Below are 19,379 nucleotides of genomic sequence, written 5' to 3' on the forward strand. Positions count from 1 at the left end.
TTTCACTAACCAAAAAAGAAAAACCCTGCTTTTTAATAAGGCAGGGTTTAGTGTATACTTTGCACGGACGCATTAAGGAGATAACAGAGCATCCAGAAAGCCCATGTCTTCGTCTTTTTTCTTGAACACAAGCAGCGGAATATCCAGGTCGTGGCGGAGTATCTTTTCTGTAACACTGCCCAGCACAAACAAAGCAGCCGCCGACATGCCTTTTGCGCCAATCACTAAAAGGTCGGCGCGTGCGCGCTTAGCCTCTACAACCACTAATTCGCCGATATCTTCTTCCTCCTGCCGCACCAGCGTCAGTTCTGTTCGGTTGTCGAGCTCCGGAAAATGAGTAATAAGCTTCTCATACTTGGCCTGTGCAAAACCGCGCATACGCTCATCAAACGATTCGTAGGTCATACCGAGAGTGCGATGGCCGGAGGGCACCTGATACGCGTGCAGGCACACTACGTGTATGTCCGGCTTCTCCTGCGCCACCTGCAGCACCCGTTCCAGTGCCATCTCGCTGTATTCCGAAAAATCTATGCTCACCACCACATTTCGTAAGCGCGGCTCACTATTTTCAGGTACAAACAGTACGCTGATCCTGCCTGTGCGCAGCAGTTTTTGGGCCAGCACACCTGTACCGCGTAAGCTCAGCTTGCGCCCCATTAGCAGCAGGTCAATATTCTTGATCTTGGCCCAATGCAGTATTTCTTTTACGGGTGTACCCTCCTCCACCAAAACCTCCACCTGCACTTGCGGCAGTTGTTTAAAAGCAGGCCCCACTAAGGTCATAATCATCTCGCGGATGCTCTCGTCGGCAGGAAGGTTATTGCGCTGCAGGCTTTGCAGCAGCTCGCTTGGCACCTCCAGGCTCTTTTCTACATGAATGAAGTATAGGGTCTCCACATGCAGTTGTCGGGCTAAAAAAGCTGCATACGTCACCATCGACTCGTCCATGCCTGTGAGGTCCAGCCCCACCATCAGTCTGTTAATCTTGTTCATAAGAGTAGGTCTTTAGATTGAGTTTGAGCTAAAATAGAATCATTAAAACCAGCACCAGTCATTTGCCGGAGCAACTATGGCGCTAACTTATAAGTACTCATACTATACATACGCCAACATTCATAATTTATATATAAAAACCAAATTTTCATGTTCTATGCGCTCCTTATAGGTATTTTAGCCGCCGCGGCTGCCCCGCTTCTGTTCCGGGCAATAGGCCGGCGTGTGGTAGTGCCAATGGTCCTGATTGCGCTGCTGCTGTTTGTATATTATTGTACATTTCTGCCGCAGGTGCTGCAGGGCCAAAACCTGGTAGAACAGTATAGTTGGGTGCCGGAGTTAGGTATTAACCTGCAGTTCAGGATGGATGGCCTGAGTTTGTTGTTCGCCCTGCTGATTTCCTTTTTTGGTGCCCTGGTGATGTTATACGCGAGTGGCTATCTGCACAACGACAGGCTGCTGGGTCGTTTTTACCTTTACCTAACTCTTTTTATGACCGCCATGTTGGGTTTGGTAACTTCAGATAACATATTTTGCCTGTTCATATCATGGGAACTAACCAGTATCAGTTCTTACTTGCTTATCGGTTTTAAGCAGGCAGACAAAAACGCGCGAACAGCTGCCTGGCAGGCTTTGCTGGTTACAGGCTTGGGTGGTCTGGCTTTGATGGCTGGCCTTATTCTGATCAGTATTTCAGCGGATAGCTATACTTTCAGCGGACTTACGGAGCAACGGCAGTTGGTGCAGCAGCATATATTTTACCTTCCGGCTGTTATACTTGTACTTGTTGGCTGTTTTACCAAGTCTGCGCAGTTTCCGTTCCATTTCTGGTTACCCAACGCCATGGCAGCTCCCACGCCTGTCAGCGCTTATCTCCACTCTGCCACAATGGTGAAGGCAGGCATATACTTACTGGCCCGTTTGAATCCGGTTCTGGCAGGCCCTGATGTATGGCACTATGCTTTGATGGCAGCGGGAGGTATTACGGCAGTACTTGGTGCCGTGCTGGCGCTGCAGCACACGGATCTGAAAGCCATACTTGCCTACACAACCATCAGTGCGCTTGGGCTGCTGGTAACCATGCTCGGCCTTGGCTCTGAGTATGCCGTTAAAGCTATGCTCGTTTTTTTACTGGCTCACGCTCTTTACAAAGGCACCCTGTTTCTGGTAACCGGCTGCATTGACCACTCCACTGGCACCCGGGATTTGCAGAAGCTGCATCATTTAGGCCCTGGTATGAAGTATAACGGATGGGCTGCTTCGCTGGCGGCGCTATCCATGGCCGGAGTTTTTCCCTTTATCGGCTTTGTAGGCAAAGAGCTGCTGTATGAGTCTACACTGGAGAGCCTGCTTTTGCTGGCCGTAAATTTTATAGCGGGTGTTGCTTTTGTGGCAGTGGCTATTATTATAGGCTTTAGGGTATTTTGGCGAAAAGCGACTGATAAAACCCAACTGCAGCACAAAGCCGGCTTCAAGTTATACTTCCCTCCTTTGGTGCTGGCCGGTATTGGCTTGCTGCTTGGCGTACTGGTTAGTTCTGTTCCGTCGCCGCTTCTGCAGCAGGGTGCCAGAGCAGTTCTAGCCGACGAGACAGCCAAACTGAAGCTGAGTCTCTGGCATGGGTTTACGCCAGTACTGGGGCTGAGTGTACTTACAATCATAGCCGGAATGTTAGTCTATTCATTTTTACCGGCTATTCACACCCGCGTAACTGCACTACAGCCAGTTTATAAGTATGGCCCAAACGCTGTTTACCATAAGCTGTTTGAGCAGTTTCTGGTAAAAGCAAAAGCATTTATACTTTGGCTTCAGGATGGCTACCTCCGCAGTTATGTTATGTACATCATGTTATTTTTCTGCGGACTGCTGCTCTTTACCCTCCAGCGAGACACCCCCGGCATTAATATTACAGACCGCATTTACCAGCTGCAGGAGGTGAGGCTTTATGAGTTGGTGGTGCTGTTTCTGGTGATAGCGGCTTTGGTATACTTGCTGGGCACACGGTCTAGGCTCACATCTATTGTGGTCATGGGCTTAATCGGCTATTCAGCGGCGCTGTTCTATATTCTTTTCGGAGCTCCGGATGTAGCCATCACACAGTTCTTGATCGAAACGCTTACCGTAGTAATTTTTGTGCTGCTCCTGCATAAGCTGCCCGCTTTTACGTACCTCTCTCATCAGTTTAAAAAGTATAAATTCATCGCTATTTCTGTATTATTTGGCTCCTTGATGACTTATGTTATGCTGCTGGTGCAGCAGCAGGCTATCCCTTCAGAACTGAAAAAATATTATGGAAAGATGAGTTATATGGAAGCTCATGGGCGCAACATTGTAAACGTTATTCTGGTTGATTTCAGGGGGCTAGATACTTTGGGAGAGATAACTGTACTGGCAGTGGCCGCGCTGGGTATTTTTTCACTGCTTCGCCTAAATCCAGAGAAAGGAGGTAAACCATGAGAACTATCATTTTTGCTACAGCCATTCGCTACCTGACGCCGGTTTTCCTGTTGTTTTCAGTTTACATACTTTTCAGAGGCCATAACCACCCCGGCGGCGGCTTTATTGGCGGCCTCATCGGCTCAATTGCCTTTGTGTTTCATGTGCTGGCGCATGGCTCGGAGCGTACGGTTAACACTTACTTTCAACTAACAGTTTTTCATCAGAACAGGCAGGAAAACCATAGCCGCACCAAGTATGTCTGGGATCTGGTGGGAGCCAATACCTGGAAGCGCATACAACCTTTTAAGTCAGCTAGTTGGCAGTTTTATATACTGCGTGTGCGCCCGGCATATATGATGGCCACGGGCCTTTTTATAGCTGTAACGAGCGGTGTGGTTGGCCTGCTGCGTGGGCAGTCGTTTATGGCCGCTTGGTGGATGGAGGGTGAAATACCAATCATCGGGGCGATTGGCACACCCATCTTGTTTGACACCGGTGTTTACCTGCTGGTATTGGGTATGGTCTTGAAACTGGTGTTTACAATGTCTAAAGAATAACACGTATGGAAACACTACTTCCGCTTATGGTAGGCTCTCTCTTTGCTGCAGGCCTGTACTTTATACTGCACAGGCACCTGTTCAAGGTTATACTTGGGCTGATACTTTTCGGGCTGGCTACTAACCTGTTTCTTTTTGTTGTTGGCGGCCTTACAAGAGGAGGCACTGCTATCATAAACAAACATGAAAAAGTAGCCGTCGAACCTTACGCAGATCCAGTTCCGCAGGCTCTTTTGCTCACTGCCATAGTGATAGGTTTTGGCATTCAGGCTTTTGCTATCGTCCTGATCCGGCGTGTCTATCAAACTTTCAAGTCGAACAACCTGGACGAACTCAGGAAAGAAAATGAGGCACATTAGCCTCATAACACCTCCAGGCATCTATCATTTAAACCAACGCGTTTACCTTAAAGCACTTACCCTTCTACTAAACCTTATGCCATCAGATCTACTGCTGTTACTACCTTTGCTTATTCCGCTTTACGGCGCTTTGCTTTGCCTTATGTTTTGGCAGAAGGAGAAGTGGCAGGCGGCAATGGCAGGTTTGGCGCAGGTGGCGTGGCTTGCTGGTTCCGCTTTCCTGTTGCAACGGGTGTGGGTGCAGGATGTGGTTTCAACCCAAATCGGGAATTGGCCAGCACCTTACGGCATTACGCTTGTAGCAGATGTTTTTAGTGCGCTGCTGTTGCTGGCTGGGGCGGTTATCGGCTTGGCAGTTTATCTTTTCTCGCTGCAAGGATTGGATGTTACACGTCGGCGTTTCGGGTATTATCCGCTGCTGTTGCTGCTGCAGATGGGCGTGAGTGGCGTTTGCCTTACCGGCGATCTGTTTAACTTATATGTATGGTTTGAGGTGCTTCTGATCTGCTGCTTTGCCCTTTTGAGCCTGGGCAGTACCAAAGGGCAACTGGAGGGTACCTTGAAATATGTCACAATCAATTTTCTGGCGTCTGGTTTACTGCTTACTGGTGTCGGGGTTGTGTATAGCCTTTTTGGCTCCCTTAACCTGGCCGAACTGGCAGTGCTTGTAAGGCAGCCAACTCACCCAAACCTGCCGCTGCTAAGCATGGCAAGCATTTTTTTTCTGGTAGGCTTTGGTGTGAAATCCGCTATTTTCCCGCTGTTCTTCTGGTTGCCAGCCTCTTATCATACTCCTCCTATTGCCATCTCAGCGTTTATTGCAGGCCTAATAACCAAAGTAGGAATCTATACTTTTATCAGGCTGTTCACGCTCATTTTCGTCAGCGACCTTGGCTTCTTACTACCGTTACTCGCTATACTTTCCGGGCTTACCATGCTGGTGGGAGTGATTGGAGCTGCTGCCCAAACTGATTTTAAAAAAATTCTTTCTTTCCACATCATCAGCCAGATCGGGTATATGCTGATGGGGCTGGCCATTTATACGCCGCTGGCCATAGCAGGAAGTATTTTCTTTATCGTGCACAACATCCTGGTAAAAACCAACCTGTTCCTGATCAGTGGTGTGGTGGCAGAGCGTTACCGTACCTTCTCACTTAAAAAGCTGGGTGATGTATACTTAGAGCAACCCATACTTGCCCTACTGTTTTTGGTATCGGCGTTAAGTTTGGCGGGCACCCCTCCTCTATCTGGTTTCTGGGGGAAGCTGATGCTGGCGAAAGCCGGTTTAACAGCCGGAAACTATATTCTGGTGGCTACTTCGCTCTGCGTCAGCCTTGTCACACTTTTCTCCATGACCAAGATCTGGAATGAGGTTTTCTGGAAGCCCAAAGCGCAGTCACTTGAAAAAAAATTGACTCGTGCTCCTGTTAACCTCTTTCGCCTTCGGCAGCTCTACCTGCCAGTTATACTATTGCTTGTGTTCATCTTGTTTATAGGAGTGTGCGCTAGGCCGCTTGTTCAGCTGTCTGAGCGGGCGGCAAATGGGCTCCTGCACATCGAAAACTATACAGAGACAGTATTAACTAATAACAACACGCGCAAATAGAAAGCCCAGATGAAGTTACTTTTAATACATATCGTAGTGGCAGGCGCCTTAATTTACGCCTATTTCCGACAGCCTGGGGCATTGATACCTTATACAGCTTTGAGCACTGCGCTGCTTTTCCTGCTCCTCATCATTTTTCTCTGGGTCAGCTCAAAGTTTTACAACAGGTCTTATTATCGTAAGCTGCCCAAGCTTTTCTACTTTTTACTTTACTTTTTGAAGGAGCTTTTTGTAGCAAACCTGAAAATAGCTTATGACATTGTAACCCCGCATTACAGAATGCAGCCTACTTTACTTGCCTTGCCGCTTAATGCCAAAACAGATTTGGAGATCTCCTTACTGGCCAACATTATCAGCCTCACACCCGGCACGTTAAGTATAGATATAAGTGAGGATCGGTCCGTTTTGTACGTGCATACGCTCTATGTAAAGCATGGGGATGTTGAACAGCTGAAACGAAGTATAAAGGATGGGTTTGAACGCAGAATTTTAGAACTGACAGCATGAGTATTTTACATGTCACACTGATTATCTCTATGATAATGCTAAGTATATGCCTGTTGCTGAACGCCATACGCTTTGCCATTGGCCCCACGCTACCAGACCGCATAACGGCATTTGATCTATTCGTAGCGAATATTATAGGCATCATCATCATCTACACGGAGCTGACTGATAACGAAGACTTTATAGACGTGGCTATGGTCCTTTCGCTTTTTGGGTTCTTAGGATCTATTTCCTTCGCCTATTATATTATGAAAATCACCAAATAGAGTATGGCAGGCACTATAGATTGGGTATTAGTAAAAGAGATAATAAGCTGCGTGTTTATACTTACAGGCGTAATTTTTATGCTGATTGCCTCAATTGGCCTGCTGCGTTTCCCGGATTTTTACATACGCATGTCTGCCATTACCAAAGGGGCCACTTTGGGGTTAGGGTTAATATTGCTAGGTATGGGAGTATACTTCAACCAGCCGGGGGTAATGCTTAAAGTGCTGGCTATTATCGGGTTTACTTCCATTACGGCGCCAGTGGCAGCCCACGTTATAGGCAGAACGGCAGTCCAGAACAGAATTTCATTTTGGCCGAAAACCAATTTAAAAGAATTTGAGGATTATATTACCAAAGAACACCTGGAGCAGCCTATTAACCACGACAAGTATACCGAAGATATAAAAGAAGATATCAGGATGGAGATGGGTGGTGGTGATGATGCTGATAACGGATAAAAGGCCTTACAGACTCTGCATACGTTTGATAGGATTCTACTGAAGTAAGCTTGTGCTCAGGATAAGTCAGTGCCGTAAGGGTTCCTCCAAACACACAACCTGTATCGATGTTGATGGTGTTGTTTCGCCAACTTGGTTCGTGCACCGGAGTGTGGCCGTAAATCACTACAGCTTTTCCGCAATATTCGGCAGCCCAGTCTAAACGTATGGGCAAGCCTTTATTATCCGTTTCGCCGGATGTGGGGCCATACAGGCAAAGCTCTCTAACGCCTTTGGTGTTGTGCCCATGCAGCCTTTCCTCCAGCCCGGCGTGTGCCACTACCAACCTGCCTTCATCCAGTATAATGTGGTGCGGCAGGTTACTAAGAAAATGCTTTACGCGTTCCCGGAAAACAGCGTCGTAAGGCTCCAACTGCGCCTTGGTAAGTTCCAGCCCGTGGCGCACCTGCACGTTGCGACCAAGCAGCATGCGCAGCAGCTTATCGTCGTGGTTGCCGCTCACGCAGTAAGCGAGTCCCGCCTCTGCCATATCCATCACCAGTCGCAGCACCTCCGGCGAGTTTGGGCCTCGGTCAACTAAATCACCAACAAAAATAACCTTTGCCCCATCTGGCGGCACAACATCATACTTGCTACTTTCCTTATCAAACCGGACATCATATCCCAGGCATTCAAGTAACTCCAGCAGCTCGTTAAAGCATCCATGTACATCCCCTATCACATGAAAAGGGCCATGTTCTTCCGGAAGCTCAAGATTAAAAAAAGTATGATTTACCTTTTCACCCATACATCAAAATCGGTTTAAAAATTGCGCAAACAATGTGCTGCCTATATATTAACAGCGAAACATGGGTTCAGGTTAGGCTACGGACAAACATTTTTAAGCACCGCATCGGTTAAAAGAGTGCAAAAAAAGATTGGCCTTGGGCGATGGTCTTTCTAATTTTGTAGGAATATACTAAAAAAACCTTCTGGCTTACCACCTATAATGCCGTCTTCTTACAAGAAAATAAAAATTCCGCTGCTTTGGCTTCGCCGCCATACTTCAGATAGAGAGTTCATGCTCATCTCAAGCGTACTGGTGGGGCTAACTGCCGGGGTGGCAGCCGTTATACTTAAGTCGCTGGTACATTACATACAGGCGCTGCTGGCTTATGGCAACCGCCTGTTAGACCAGCCTTATTGGCTCGTTGTTTTTCCTCTGATCGGCATTTTGCTTACCGTTCTAATTGTTAAGGTTTTCTTTAAAGGCAGCATCGGGCGGGGCACAGCCAATATACTTTTCAATATCTCGCAAAAATCCAGTTTGGTAGAGCGGCACAAAATGTTCTCGCATGTGCTTACGAGTGCTATCACCGCAGGCTTTGGCGGCTCTGCCGGTCTGGAGTCCCCGATTGTGGTCACGGGCTCTGCCATAGGCTCCAACTATGGCCGCGAGTACCACCTCAACTACCGCGACCGCACTTTGCTGTTGGCATCAGGCGCCGCCGCCGGTATAGCCGCCGTGTTTAACGCACCCATTGCCGGTGTGCTTTTTGCCATCGAGGTGCTTCTCACAGACATTAGTATCTCAGCTTTTATTCCGCTTATTATATCAGCTGTGGTTGGTGCGCTTAGCTCTAAAATCATTTTAGAGGAGGATATTCTGTTTAACATTAGTCAACAGGAGTTTTTTGCGGCAGGGCATGTGCCATTTTACGTGCTGCTGGGTATACTATGCGGCATGATCTCCGTCTACTACACCCGGATGGCGCTGCGGGTTGAGGAGCTTTTCGAAGAGTACCAGACTACGGTTTTTAAACGCGCTATTTTAGGCGGTGCCATACTTGGTTTACTCATCATGCTGTTCCCCCCGCTGTTCGGCGAAGGGTATGATAGCATAAGGCTGCTGGAGCGGAACCAGGCACAGCTGCTGCTGCAGGACAGCTGGCTTGCTTTTTTCGGCACCAACGAGTGGCTTATACTTTGCTTTGTGGGTGCGCTGGCGCTGGTTAAGGTTTTTGCCACCACTATAACCATTGCCTCTGGCGGAAACGGAGGCAACTTTGCTCCTTCCATGTTTGTGGGCGCGAGCACTGGCTTCTTTTTCTCCCGCATCATCAACATGTTAAACATCAGTAATTTGCCAACCAGCAGCTTCTCGATGGTGGGCATGGCCGGTATATTGAGCGGAGTGATGCACGCGCCGCTTACGGCAGTTTTCCTGATTGCGGAGATTACCGGAGGTTATACTTTGATGATCCCGCTGATGATTGTGGCGGCCAGCTCTTTTGCACTGGTTAAATACTTTGAGCCTTATTCGCTGGATACTAAAAAGCTAGCACAAAAAGGCCAGCTCCTGACGCACAATAAAGACCGCACTATCCTGCGCATCATGAAAATCCGGCACCTTATCGAGACAGAGTTCCAGCAGGTTTCGCCTGATGCTACGCTAGGCGAGTTTGTGGAGGTGATAGCCCATTCGCGCCGCAACCTGTTTCCGGTAGTAACAGCTGACGGCAAGCTAGCGGGAGTTATACTACTGGAGAACGTGCGCGAGATCATGTTCAAGACGGAGAAGTATGACAAAGTGAAGGTAAAGGAGCTAATGATTAAACCACCAGCCATCGTGCAGTACGACGACAGCATGGCCGACGTCATGAAGAAATTTGATGAGTCGGGCGCCTGGAACCTGCCTGTGCTTCATGCTGACACCTACCTCGGCTTTGTGTCCAAATCCAGCATCTTCACTAAATACCGTAAGCTTCTTATCAAGACTACTAACGTAAGCTAAACATACTTTTAATTTAAAGTTTGAATTATAACTTAACTATACATCTCGCCAAAGCACACCTTGCCTGATCTGTAACGGCGACGGAATGTTGTTGTGGTAAAGCTGGCCTGTTCCCAACCCATGCGGAAGCTGGACGTCATATTGAGCAGTAAACTGGCTGATAGCGTTCAGACCGATGTTGGACTCTAAAGCCGAGGTCATCCACCAGCCAATGCCGCGTTCGGCTGCCATACTTATCCAGTCGGCGCTGGCGGCTAGACCGCCTACTAATGTTGGCTTCAGGATGATGTACTGTGGCTTTATACTTTCAAGGAGCAATGTTTTTGCCTGCGGCTCCTGCACCCCGATCAGTTCTTCATCCAGGGCAATAGGCACCGGTGTATACGCGCAAAGCTGCGCCATTTCCTGTAGCTGCCCCTGCTTTATGGGCTGCTCAATGGAGTGAAGCTCATACTTAGCCAGCCGCTCCAGCTTTTTATAAGCTTCCTGCGGAGCAAATGCGCCATTGGCATCCACGCGCACCGTTAATTTATCGGCACCCGCCACCTCTCGTATACTTTGCAGCAGCTCCAGTTCTGTTGTAAAATCCAGGCTACCGATTTTCAGCTTCAGACAAGTGTAACCATCCTTCAGCTTCTGCGCTATCTGCTCCTGCATAAAGGTTCTGTCGCCCATCCAAACCAAACCATTGATCGGTATGCCTTTGTTGCCCCGGCTAAACTCATTATGATAGATAATGCCGCTGCCATCTTGCTTCAGATCCAACAAGGCGGTCTCTAGTGCAAACTTAATGGAAGGCCACTTTTCAAGTTCAAGCACCTGCGACAGCTCCTCCGCTGCCTCCAGAGTTACTTGCGCGTGGTTGATGTCCGTGATTATCTGCTGAAGCTTCTGCTCTAAATCTGGCCTGAAGTCTATACTTAAACCTGCCAAAGGCGCACATTCCCCAAGCCCGGAAATCTCAGGATGTTGTGTATCCCACATTTTGATGATGTAAACCTTATGCTCTTTGATAGCGCCGCGTGAGGTGCGGGCATCAAACCTGAACTTTAGGGTATGGGGCGTATAGCTAAGCTGCAGACTCATAATTTCCGATGGTTAGAAGAAGCAATATAAACCATAAACACTGGATTTGTCGTAGAGGAAGAACAAAGTGCCGCGATTTTACTGAACCAGATGCGCCATCACGAAGCTAAACTTAGCAGCCGTGTTTCTGGTTATAAATAAAAAACGTAGAATTTTGGTATGCAGCGGCTGTTTCTCTAGTCCATTCCATACATTACATTAGCCCTAACACTTACCAATTATGACTATACTTACTGCCTCCGCCAGCCAGGTTCTTCTGGAGCATTTCAACAAAATCAGGCAGCGTACCGAGCGTATTTGCAGTCCGCTGGAGCCTGAAGATACCGTGGTGCAGCCTATCGTGGATGTGAGTCCTCCTAAATGGCACATGGCCCATACCAGCTGGTTTTTCGAAACGCTTATACTTGCGCCCAACTTGCCTGGGTATGAAATTTTTCACCCGCAGTACGCTTATCTCTTTAACTCATACTATAATAGCCTTGGCAGCCGTGTGTTACGCGACCAGCGCAGCACACTTACTAGACCACCTCTGCGTGATGTGATTGCCTACCGCAAGTATGTTAACGAAAACATAAACAAGCTGTTGCAGGAGCTTGAGGAGGAGAAGATTGAGCAGTTGCGGCCATTGCTGGAACTTGGTCTGCAGCATGAGCAACAGCACCAGGAGCTGCTCATTACCGACATAAAGTATATCCTGGGCACAAACCCAATGCTTCCGGAGTATTTACCGGCACCGCAGCAGAACCCTGAAAGAGAGGCAACGCCAGTTAAGTTTTTAGAAGTGCCAGCCGGGAAGTATAAAATCGGTTACCAGGGAGAGGGTTTTTGCTTTGATAATGAACTTGGGGTGCACGAGGTACAGCTGGATGGTTTTGAGGTGATGAATCGCCTGGTGACCAACGGGGAGTACTTGGAATTTATGCGCGACGGCGGCTACGGCGATTTCAGGCATTGGCTTGACGAAGGCTTTGCCATGGTAAACCTGAACAAACTAGAGGCGCCGCTGTACTGGGTGAAGCAGGGTGACACCTGGTACCGGTTTACCTTGCACGGCCTGCAAAAAGTAAATTTGAACGAGCCCGTTTGCCACCTGAGCTTTTACGAAGCAGATGCGTTTGCTAGTTGGTCTGGCAAGCGCCTGCTAACTGAATTTGAATGGGAGGCTGCCTCACAGGTATACCCTCCGCAGGGCGGCAATTTTGTGGAAAGCGAGCAGTTGGAGCCTATCGCAGCAGATCCCTCGGCAGCAGGACTCCAGCAGATGTACGGCGACCTTTGGGAATGGACCTACAGCGCTTATCATCCTTACCCGGGTTTTACAAAAGCCCCAGGACCTGTCGGGGAGTATAACGGCAAATTTATGATTAACCAGATGGTGCTGAAGGGCGGCTCCTGCGCCACTCCAGAAAGCCACATCCGAACAACTTACAGAAACTTCTTTCACCCTGACAAGCGCTGGCAGTACACAGGTATCAGGCTGGCAAACAAGAAATAGCCTCATGGAATTAACCTCAACCCTTGCACACATGATAGAATTAAGCCGCCAACAGGATGGCTCTACAGATACAACCGCCTTTGCCAAAGACGTGGCCAAAGGCTTAAGCCAAAAGCAGAAGTCGCTTTCCTCCCGCTATTTTTATGACGGAACGGGCAGCAGGCTTTTTCAGCAGATTATGGAGTTGCCCGAGTATTACCTGACACGCTGCGAACTGGAGGTACTCACAGAAAATAAGCAGGACATGGCGGAGCAGTTCTCTAATGGCGGTTTTTTCCATTTGATCGACTTGGGTGCCGGCGACGCGCTTAAGACGAAGATCCTCTTAAAAGAGCTTTCAGGACAGCAAAGCGCCTTTGATTATGTGCCTGTAGACATTTCGGGTGATGCGATGCAGGAGCTTTCGGAGAGCCTACAGCAAGAGCTGCCGCAGGTAAAAGTTGAGGCCGTAGTGGGCGAATATTTTCGGGCGCTGGAGTGGCTTCAGGAAAATAAGTCGGAGCGTAAAGTAGTGCTGTTTCTGGGGTCTAACATCGGCAACTTTGAGCAAGAGGAAAGTATAAACTTCCTGAGGAGCATCCGCAGCTACCTTCAAACCGGCGACCAACTGCTGATGGGCATTGACTTGCGCAAAGATCCTGAAACTATCTTAAAAGCCTACAACGATGCAGCGGGCGTAACGGCAGCATTTAACCTTAACCTGTTGCACCGCATCAACCGCGAGCTTAACGCAGACTTTGATGTGAGTCAATTTTGCCACCATGCCATCTATAACCCGCTGGAAGGCGTGATGCGCAGCTTTATCGTAAGCAAAACCGATCAGGATGTACGCATTGGCAAAGCAGATATAACAATCCATTTCGAAGCCTGGGAGGCAATCCATACAGAGAATTCTTACAAATACAGTATTCCGCTGATAGGAGAGCTCGGGCAGCAGTGCGGATTTAAAATTGAGACAGTATTTTACGATAGCCAGAAACGTTTTGCAGATGTGCTTTTCAGCGTACTTTAAAACATATACTTTTGAGGTACATATCAACCGTTGCAGATTTTAAATGGAAGTAATCTCGCTAGCTGCCGGGAGCAGCTATTTTAACAGTCCGGCAAGCGCTAAGGCTGCGGCCATTGCCGCCCTGCAGCACGATAAAACATTTTACGGCCCGACGGAAGGAACGCTCCCCTTGCGCCGCGCCGTTACCCAAAAGTATGAACCTGCAGGTATAGAGCTGCGGCCAGAGCAAGTATTAGTTACACCAGGTGCCAAACAAGCCCTTTATAACCTGTTTACGGTTTTGCTGCGCCCCGGTAACGAAGTGGTAGTGCCTACACCAGCCTGGTTTGGGTTCCATGAGCTTTTACGGTATACTACGGCCAAAGCTGTGCCTTTAGTAACACACTCAGCAGAAAGTTACAAGTTAACGCCTGATATGCTGCGGAGCACTCTATCTGAAAAAACCCGCATCCTGCTGCTGACCAACCCCGGCAACCCCACCGGACGTATGTATACAAGACAGGAACTGGAGGCTTTGCTGGACGTAGTAAACCAGTTCCCGAACCTATACTTGATTTCAGATGAAATATATGACCATGTTACTTACGGCAAGCCTTTTACTTCTATCCTTTCCTGCCAAGGGGCGAAAGCGGCAAGAACAGTCGTCGTAAACGGCTTCTCTAAATCGTTTGCTATGTCCGGCTGGCGGCTCGGATTTATACTTGGCCCGGAGGAGCTGATTAAAAAATGCACAGCTTTTCAGAATGCGACGCTATCCGGTGTAAGCGTGTTTGTTCAGGATGCCGCACAGGCTGCTCTGGAAGCCCAAGACGAGGAACTTCCAATGATGCAGCAGATACTCGCATCCAACAGAGAAATTATGCGCAATGGCCTGGATGCAATTCCGCAAGTAGATTATTATTTGCCTGACGGTGCCTATTACTTTTTCCCTGATCTGAGTTATTACCTTAACCGCACAAGTATAACCGGCGAGCTTCTAGAGACAACCCCTGATCTTTGCAGATACCTGCGCGGCTGCTATAACCTCAAACTCGCTCCCGGAGATAATTTTGGCGCTTCGGGCCACGTCCGTATGTCATTCGCCATCGAACCTCACCGCCTGCAAGAAGCCATGCAACGACTGCGGCAAGGGCTGGCGCTCTTAACCGAACGTGCAGACTAATGTGGATTAATAAAGCGCGTGTCGGTTATTTACGCTAATTTTGCGGCCATATAGCTCAGAGATTACGTGCCGCATGGAGATTACAGATTACAAAGACCACTTTTCCAAAAATTTCACCCTAGCTTACCCAGTGGTGTTGAGCCAACTCGGGCACATACTGGTTAGTGTGTTTGATAGCTTGATGGTGGGTCAGACTGGCACAATGCCTCTTGCGGCAGCATCGTTGGGCAACAGCATCTTCACGATTGTGCTGGTGTTTGGTTTAGGAGTATCGTATAGTATAACGCCTCTTATTGCAGCTGCTGATGGCCGCAACAACTATACGCGGATATCACTCCTCCTGCTTAACGGACTGGTGTCCAACGTGCTGCTGGGTATTCTGCTTTTCATTGCCGGCTATTTCCTGTCTCCTTACATTACCATACTTGATCAGCCCCCTAAAGTAGTGGAGCTGGCGATTCCATACATCAATATACTTTTCCTGTCTATGGTGCCGCTTATGGTGTTTCAGGCTTTCAGGCAGTTTGCTGAAGGCTTATCACTTACCAGGCAGGCGATGTACATTTCTATACTTGCCAACGGACTGAATGTGGTGCTGAACTATATTCTGATCTTTGGAAAATTAGGTTTTGAACCCATGGGATTAATAGGTGCTGGCTGGGCAACGCTTATCTCCCGCGTAATCATGGCAATTGCTATGGCAGCTTGGGTGCTCTATGCCAAACGCTTCGGGGTGTACCGTCATTTCTTGCGGCTGCGCCACCTCTCCTTTATTCACATGTACCGCATTTTTAAGCTAGGCCTGCCTATTTCCGGGCAAATGATTTTCGAGATGGGTGCTTTTAGCTTTTCTGCCATCATGATTGGGTGGTTGGGAGCAAAAGAACTTGCCGCTCACCAGATCGCCATTAACGTAGCCGCAGTTACATACATGATGGCCAGCGGTATAGCCGCCGCTGCTACCATAAGAGTGGGCAACCAAAAAGGCTTGGGCAACTTTAATGCTATGCGTGTAGCTGGGTACAGCAACCTGATTATGGGAGTAGCCTTTATGTTGGGGAGTGGTCTGCTGATGGTGCTGCTGAACAAGCATATTCCCATGCTCTACATTGATGACCAGGAAGTGATTCAGCTGGCTTCCAGCCTGTTGATTATAGCTGCTCTGTTCCAGATTTCAGATGGCGTGCAGGTAGTAGGCCTTGGCGCACTGCGTGGCCTGGAGGATGTACGAATTCCGAGCCTTATCTCATTATTAGCATATTGGGTGGTTGGCTTGCCTATCGGGTATATGCTGTGCTTTAAAGCCGGATTTGGAGCTAGTGGCATTTGGATGGGTCTGCTTTCGGGGCTTTCTGTAGCCGCTATTTTGCTCACGCTCCGTTTTCGGAAATTAAGTAACTTGTTGACACTCAGGTAAAGTACAAATTTGTGGCACTTTTTAACTTTGGCTGCTGTTGCTATACTACAAACAGTATTCACTTTTAGCCGAGTCCTACATGTTTACCTTTACCTTATTCCTGTCATTCTGGGCAAGAATTCTGCTTCCCCATCTATACCCAGATGCTTCTGCAGCAGCCACTTCTGCTGCAAGTATAGCTATAAAAACACCTGCAGATAATGCTATTAGTGAGCAAGTTACCTGGTCAACGGACCGCAGATTAACCTGGGATGATTTCAAAGGTTTACCCGACGATGCCAATCCGCACCATGCCCTCACAGCAGCCAACCTGGCAGTAAATGCGAGTTGCAAAAACAGCCAGTACAGCTATGTGGTAAAGTGTGTCTTTCTGCCCCAGCAGTCGTGGTCCAAGAAAAAAAATTCTGAGAAATTATTGGCGCACGAGCAACTTCACTTCGACCTGACAGAAGTACACGCCCGGCAGCTTCGCCACGACCTGCAGCAGATCAGCTGCTCTAACCTTAAAACTAAATTAAGCTTAGTGGTTAATGAAGCCTTCAAGCGTTGGAGAGCGGAGCAGGATATATTTGACAAAGCTTCTAAGCACGGCATGGAGAAAGAAGAGCAGGAAGCTTGGGCCGCTAATATTGCTGTACGCCTGAAAAGATTAGAGGCTTATCAATAGTTATTGATAAGCCTCTGAAGTATGGTTTTATTTGCGCTGGCTTAGCTTGCCGGGCCAAGGTCTGAACTGGCGGGTCCTGTAATTACCTTACCAAACGGATCGAAACGAGAACCATGACATGGGCAGTCCCAGGAGCTCTCCACGCTGTTCCAGCTTACCACACAACCTAAGTGAGGACATACAGCTGAGCACTGATGACGTACGCCATCCTGATCACAGTACACAGCGACTTTTTGGGCTCCTTTGCGCATAATCCGGCCGGTGCCAGGTATTACATCAGCCAGCTCATCCACATCACCCGGTGTAACAAAATCTTTCATTTGAGCTGCCACATTCAGGTTCTCCTTCAAAAATTCCCCTACTGATTTTAGGCTGACACGGGAAGGATCATACAATTTGGCCCACGGGTTAGGTCGCTCCATAATCAGGTCAGTTATAAGTATGCCTGCTATAGTACCGTGTGTCATGCCGTGTCCGGAATCACCTGTAGCGATGTACACATTTTCCTCATCGCCGGGGTTTCGGCCTATATATGCCAGTCCATCCACAGGCTCAAACACCTGGCCAGACCAGCGGTAAAGCACTTCCTGAGCCTCTGGGAATTTAAGTTTGGTCCATCGCTCCAGTTCCTGAAAACACTCTATAGGATGCGCATGCTGCCCTGTCTTATGGTCTTCTCCCCCTACAATCAGCAAATCGTACCGGGATTCTCCGGTTGTTTCTTTCTGTAGGCGGATGTAGTGGTAAGGATCTTTCATGTCCCAATACAAGGCATCGGCCACAGAGTCTTTCGGCACCTGCACCCCAATGGCATACGTGCGATAAGGCGCTTGTTTGGTGTGCATGGTTACTCTGTCGTTTACGGGAGTGTTGGTTGCCACCACCAGGTGATTGGCAGCTACGGCGTACCCTTCGGCAGTTACCGCTGTGGCAACTGCACCCGATCTAAACTCCTTCACATGAGACCCTGTATAGATGCGCCCACCTTTATCTATAAAAGCGTTGGCTAGGCCATTCAGGTATTTCATTACATGGAAGCGCCCCTGGTTCGGGTAGTGCAAGCAAGGAAAAGCTGTTAAGGTATCAACTGGGCAGCGTTTGCGCATTACCACATCCTGCCAGCCAATCTGTTGCAAAGCCTCTAGCTCCTGCATCAGCTTCTCCTCTTCTTCTGCCGAGGCAGCAAACAGGTAGCCATCTATACGGGTAAAGTCACAGTCGATATTTTCTTCGTTCGCAATTTCTTCAATTTTGTCGATTGCCTGCGCGTGGCTTTGGCAGGCTAGGCGGGCGCCATCTTTGCCGAAAAGCTTTATCAGATTATAATACTGCTCATCAAGCGCATTAGAAAGATGCGCCGTAGTTCTGCTGGTCTCACCGCCGCCAATGTCTTTAGACTCCAGCACCACAACCCGCTTCCCTTCTTTAGCCAACAGATAAGCTGTTGTAAGGCCAGCTATACCTGCTCCCACCACACACACATCACACGAAAGGTTTTCCTCAAGCGTTTTTGTGGGCGGCAGCTGCAACTGATTCATCCAAACTGGTAAAGTGGCACCGGACTCCTTTTTCATAGTTTTAATTTTGTACAAATGGAAATTTGCTGAGCCTTGCCAAGGCGGCAAAGCCGGATGAATAGGAGTACGAAGCAGGTTGGCATATGTTGCTCAAGGGCTCCTGCAGAGGCTTTGTGTTGTTAAATAGGCAGCAAACCTATACCTTAAAACTGCATGAGTTGCAAAGCCTCAAAACTTATACTTATCTTGAGCGGCTACACCAAATAAGCAAAACTATGCATGTACCTGAACACACTATGGAACAGATTACCTGGCAGGAGTTTGAAAAGACGGATATCAGGGTGGCTACTATTGTAGCGGCTGAAAACTTAGAGGGCGCGCGCAAGCCAGCCTATAAACTACAGCTGGACCTAGGGCCGCTTGGTATCAAAAAATCTAGCGCTCAGATCACGAAGCACTATAAACCGGAAGAGCTGCTAGGCCAGCAAGTGCTGTGCGTTACAAACTTAGGCAAAAAACAGATTGGCAATTTTATGTCGGAGGTACTCGTTACAGGTTTCGCGGACGAATCGGGCGACATTGTACTGGCACAGCCGGCGGGCAAAGTACCAAACGGAAGCAAACTGATGTAGCCGAACAGCTTTTACTGCGCCTGCAGCTGCTGCTCCTGCTCGGTGGTGGCTTCCTGGCCTGTGCCAGCTTTAGCCTTTGTCTCGCGCATGCTCAGTGTATCCACTATAATCTCATAAAGCTCATCCATATCTTTGAGGTTATCCAGGTAGTAGTCATACGTATCCTCAAACTGGCTTTGCGTCACGTTGTAGCGGGTAAATATCTTCTCCTGCTCCTGATTGAAAGTCATCAAGGCAGTGTCAGGGTAAATCACATTCGATTCGATCATCGCCTCGGCAGTATGAATGTCGGCCAGTATTCTTACCATTTTATCCTCCGGAATAATATCCTTCGGTTTCTGGTCGCTCTGGCTCTGGCAGCCGAGCATGCTAAAGCAAAAAAGTATGCAGAAAAGTCGTTTCACGGATGCATATTACGAGTTTATCACTTAA

At 48.4% G+C, this 19,379-nt stretch carries 19 protein-coding genes; 14 read left to right on the top strand and 5 right to left on the bottom strand.

Going from position 1 to position 19,379, the window contains the following annotated elements; genetic code table 11:
• Positions 1–72: 72 nt before the first annotated feature.
• The gene (locus Q1B04_RS06900) at positions 73–993 is read right to left on the bottom strand and encodes a universal stress protein (RefSeq protein WP_299757238.1); all 921 of its coding nucleotides are present in this window, start codon (positions 991–993) and stop codon (positions 73–75) included.
• Between the two features lie 150 nt (positions 994–1,143).
• Here Q1B04_RS06900 and mbhE point away from each other — a divergent pair, with 150 nt between their 5' ends.
• The 7 genes from mbhE (at position 1,144) to mnhG (ending at position 7,186) form a co-directional block, all read left to right on the top strand.
• Positions 1,144–3,450: a hydrogen gas-evolving membrane-bound hydrogenase subunit E gene (gene mbhE, locus Q1B04_RS06905; RefSeq protein WP_299757241.1), complete on the top strand. Its 2,307-nt coding sequence runs from the start codon at positions 1,144–1,146 to the stop codon at positions 3,448–3,450.
• A complete protein-coding gene (locus Q1B04_RS06910) occupies positions 3,447–3,989 on the top strand; it encodes an MnhB domain-containing protein (RefSeq protein WP_299757243.1) in 543 nt (180 codons plus the stop codon). The genes mbhE and Q1B04_RS06910 overlap by 4 nt, the downstream gene beginning before the upstream one ends.
• Positions 3,990–3,994: 5 nt before the next feature.
• A complete protein-coding gene (locus Q1B04_RS06915; RefSeq protein ID WP_299757245.1) occupies positions 3,995–4,348 on the top strand; it encodes a Na+/H+ antiporter subunit C in 354 nt (117 codons plus the stop codon).
• Positions 4,349–4,424: 76 nt separating this feature from the next.
• A complete protein-coding gene (locus tag Q1B04_RS06920) occupies positions 4,425–5,954 on the top strand; it encodes a proton-conducting transporter membrane subunit (RefSeq protein ID WP_299757248.1) in 1,530 nt (509 codons plus the stop codon).
• 9 nt (positions 5,955–5,963) lie between these two features.
• Positions 5,964–6,461 (top strand): Na+/H+ antiporter subunit E, encoded by a 498-nt coding sequence (locus Q1B04_RS06925; RefSeq protein WP_299757251.1) that lies wholly within the window; start codon positions 5,964–5,966, stop codon positions 6,459–6,461.
• The gene (locus Q1B04_RS06930) at positions 6,458–6,727 is read left to right on the top strand and encodes a monovalent cation/H+ antiporter complex subunit F (RefSeq protein ID WP_299757253.1); all 270 of its coding nucleotides are present in this window, start codon (positions 6,458–6,460) and stop codon (positions 6,725–6,727) included. The genes Q1B04_RS06925 and Q1B04_RS06930 overlap by 4 nt, the downstream gene beginning before the upstream one ends.
• Positions 6,728–6,730: 3 nt before the next feature.
• A complete protein-coding gene (gene mnhG / locus Q1B04_RS06935; RefSeq protein WP_299757255.1) occupies positions 6,731–7,186 on the top strand; it encodes a monovalent cation/H(+) antiporter subunit G in 456 nt (151 codons plus the stop codon).
• Here the strand turns inward: mnhG and Q1B04_RS06940 are convergent.
• Complete coding sequence (locus Q1B04_RS06940) at positions 7,143–7,973, bottom strand: metallophosphoesterase (protein ID WP_299757258.1); 831 nt, start codon at positions 7,971–7,973, stop codon at positions 7,143–7,145. The genes mnhG and Q1B04_RS06940 overlap by 44 nt on opposite strands.
• Positions 7,974–8,174: 201 nt before the next feature.
• Between Q1B04_RS06940 and Q1B04_RS06945 the strand changes: the two genes are divergently transcribed.
• Positions 8,175–9,959, top strand: coding sequence for a chloride channel protein (locus tag Q1B04_RS06945; protein ID WP_299757260.1), 1,785 nt, complete (start codon positions 8,175–8,177; stop codon positions 9,957–9,959).
• Positions 9,960–9,995: 36 nt separating this feature from the next.
• Here Q1B04_RS06945 and Q1B04_RS06950 read toward each other — a convergent pair whose 3' ends face one another.
• Positions 9,996–11,045 carry an o-succinylbenzoate synthase gene (locus tag Q1B04_RS06950; RefSeq protein WP_299757262.1) on the bottom strand — a complete coding sequence of 350 codons (1,050 nt, stop codon included), beginning with the start codon at positions 11,043–11,045 and terminating at the stop codon, positions 9,996–9,998.
• A 220-nt stretch (positions 11,046–11,265) separates the two neighbouring features.
• Between Q1B04_RS06950 and egtB the strand changes: the two genes are divergently transcribed.
• The 5 genes from egtB (at position 11,266) to Q1B04_RS06975 (ending at position 16,798) form a co-directional block, all read left to right on the top strand.
• Positions 11,266–12,540, top strand: coding sequence for an ergothioneine biosynthesis protein EgtB (gene egtB, locus Q1B04_RS06955; protein ID WP_299757265.1), 1,275 nt, complete (start codon positions 11,266–11,268; stop codon positions 12,538–12,540).
• A 31-nt stretch (positions 12,541–12,571) separates the two neighbouring features.
• Positions 12,572–13,552 carry an L-histidine N(alpha)-methyltransferase gene (gene egtD, locus Q1B04_RS06960; RefSeq protein ID WP_299757267.1) on the top strand — a complete coding sequence of 327 codons (981 nt, stop codon included), beginning with the start codon at positions 12,572–12,574 and terminating at the stop codon, positions 13,550–13,552.
• 43 nt (positions 13,553–13,595) lie between these two features.
• Complete coding sequence (locus Q1B04_RS06965) at positions 13,596–14,714, top strand: aminotransferase class I/II-fold pyridoxal phosphate-dependent enzyme (protein WP_299757269.1); 1,119 nt, start codon at positions 13,596–13,598, stop codon at positions 14,712–14,714.
• A gap of 73 nt (positions 14,715–14,787) precedes the next feature.
• Positions 14,788–16,131, top strand: a complete 1,344-nt coding sequence (locus tag Q1B04_RS06970) for an MATE family efflux transporter (protein WP_299757272.1) — start codon at positions 14,788–14,790, stop codon at positions 16,129–16,131.
• A 79-nt stretch (positions 16,132–16,210) separates the two neighbouring features.
• Positions 16,211–16,798, top strand: a complete 588-nt coding sequence (locus Q1B04_RS06975; protein ID WP_299757274.1) for a DUF922 domain-containing protein — start codon at positions 16,211–16,213, stop codon at positions 16,796–16,798.
• Positions 16,799–16,839: 41 nt separating this feature from the next.
• On the opposite strand, the gene Q1B04_RS06980 is transcribed toward Q1B04_RS06975, so the two are convergent.
• Complete coding sequence (locus Q1B04_RS06980; protein ID WP_299757277.1) at positions 16,840–18,372, bottom strand: FAD-dependent oxidoreductase; 1,533 nt, start codon at positions 18,370–18,372, stop codon at positions 16,840–16,842.
• Between the two features lie 239 nt (positions 18,373–18,611).
• Between Q1B04_RS06980 and Q1B04_RS06985 the strand changes: the two genes are divergently transcribed.
• Entirely contained in the window at positions 18,612–18,947 is a 336-nt protein-coding gene (locus Q1B04_RS06985; RefSeq protein WP_299757279.1) for a tRNA-binding protein, read from the top strand.
• A gap of 11 nt (positions 18,948–18,958) precedes the next feature.
• On the opposite strand, the gene Q1B04_RS06990 is transcribed toward Q1B04_RS06985, so the two are convergent.
• On the bottom strand, positions 18,959–19,351 hold the full coding sequence (locus tag Q1B04_RS06990) for a DUF4296 domain-containing protein (RefSeq protein WP_299757282.1): 393 nt from the start codon (positions 19,349–19,351) through the stop codon (positions 18,959–18,961).
• Between the last annotated feature and the right edge of the window lie 28 nt (positions 19,352–19,379).

The sequence above is a fragment of the uncultured Pontibacter sp. genome (assembly GCF_947495565.1).
In the GTDB taxonomy this organism is placed as follows: Bacteria; Bacteroidota; Bacteroidia; order Cytophagales; family Hymenobacteraceae; genus Pontibacter.